Raw genomic sequence first — 1629 nt, 5'->3', positions numbered from 1 at the left:
CCACAACTACAAACTGATTCCCATCATCATCACCGCCTTGGCCATCATTGCCCTGCTGATCGTCGTTTACTTCTTTCTGCGCACCCCCGGTCACTACCGCCTGGAGCTGACCGCTTATTCATTTATTCTGGGCGGAGCGCTGGGCAATATCAGCGATCGCCTGCGCCTGGGTTTCGTGGTCGATTTTCTCGACGCCTACATCAAAGCCCAGCACTGGCCGACATTCAACTGCGCCGACAGTTGCATCTCCATCGGCGTCCTGCTGCTGGCCTGGTCCATCTGGAGGGGCAAATGCATCCAATCCTGATCAAGCTCGGCCCGCTGACCATAGCCAGTTATGGCTTTCTGTTCGCTTTCGGCGTGCTGCTGGCCATATTGCTGGCTTTCAGCAAAGCTAAAAAAGAAAATATTGACTTGAATATTTTCGCTGATTTTATCTTTTATATCCTGATCTTAAGCCTGCTGGGGGCCAAGCTGTGGCTGCTGGTCAGCAACTTCGACTATTACCTGAAATATCCGGCCGAAATCAAATACTTATTGACTTCGGGCGGCGCTTTTTACGGCGGCCTGATCTTCGGCGCAGTATTTGCCGTCTGGTTCATCCGCCGCCACCATCTCAGCTATCGTCAATTAGGCGACATCGCCGGCCCGTCTATAGCCTTGGGCCATTTCCTGGGCCGCCTGGGCTGTTTCGCCGCCGGCTGCTGCTGGGGCCGCGAAGCCGGGCATTTTCCCCTGGCCGTCACTTTCAGCAGCACCAAAGCCAATTTTTTAACCGGGGTGCCATTGCATATCCCCCTATATCCCACCCAGCTCTTCGAGGCCTTGCTCAATTTCACTAATTTCGTGATCCTTTATTTCGCTTATAAAAAAAGAACTTTTCAGGGGCAGATTTTCGCGCTGTATATCCTGAATTATTCCCTGATCCGTTTCACGGTCGAGTATTTCCGCGGCGATTCCGACCGCGGCTATGTATTCGGCGGCATGGAAAACCCCTTGGCCAGCCTGAGCGTCCCGCAGTTGATTTGCCTCATCGGTTTCATCACCGCCCTGATCCTGCTGAAAGGCTTCAAAAAAAAAGGTGAAAAAGAACATCACGTTCAAGGTTAGGGAACACTGCGCAAGGATCGATCACTTCCTGACCGCCGTCCTTGACACCATGTCCCGCAACCAGATCGAAAAGCTGATTAAAAACCGGCAGGTCAGCCTCAACGGCACTGTTTTGCTCAGAAAAAACCGCGAAGTTTTCCCGGATGACAGGATAACGGTGGAGATCGAAACCCCGAAAGAGACCGTTTACATCCCTTCCCGGTCTTTGACAAAACTATTCGAAGACGAATGGCTGCTGGTCATCGACAAGCCGGCCGGACTCGTCGTCCACCCCGGGGCCGGTGAAAAGCAGGAAACTGTCCTCGACATCTTCCGCTACCTTTGTCCGCAGATAACCGCGATGAGCGACCAGGAGCGTCCGGGCATCGTGCACCGGCTGGACAAGGACACCTCGGGCATCCTGATCCTGGCCAAGACCGAAGAGGCGCTGGAGAAAATGCAGTAGCTCTTCCAGGAGCGGGAGATGCAAAAGACCTACCTGGCGCTGGTCAGCGGCCACATGCGCTTCCGCAACGGCAC

General features: G+C 54.0%; 3 protein-coding genes. All 3 read left to right on the top strand.

The window, feature by feature from the left end:
* The coding region (lspA, locus tag NTW95_12605) for a signal peptidase II (protein MCX6558249.1) at window positions 1-307 on the top strand (307 nt) is incomplete at its 5' end.
* The gene (gene lgt, locus NTW95_12600; protein ID MCX6558248.1) at window positions 292-1110 is read left to right on the top strand and encodes a prolipoprotein diacylglyceryl transferase; all 819 of its coding nucleotides are present in this window, start codon (window positions 292-294) and stop codon (window positions 1108-1110) included. The genes lspA and lgt, both read left to right, overlap by 16 nt.
* Window positions 1082-1555 (top strand): pseudouridine synthase, encoded by a 474-nt coding sequence (locus NTW95_12595; protein ID MCX6558247.1) that lies wholly within the window; start codon window positions 1082-1084, stop codon window positions 1553-1555. The genes lgt and NTW95_12595 overlap by 29 nt, the downstream gene beginning before the upstream one ends.
* The last annotated feature ends 74 nt before the right edge of the window (window positions 1556-1629 follow it).

This window comes from Candidatus Aminicenantes bacterium (assembly GCA_026393795.1).
Taxonomy (GTDB): domain Bacteria; phylum Acidobacteriota; class Aminicenantia; order UBA2199; family UBA2199; genus UBA2199.
This window is presented reverse-complemented; position numbering and strand designations above follow the sequence as displayed.

Coding starts and splice junctions, on each gene's coding strand:
- lgt (MCX6558248.1), top strand. CDS start 292: ATGCATCCAATCCTGATCAAGCTCGGCCCGCTGACCATAGCCAGTTAT.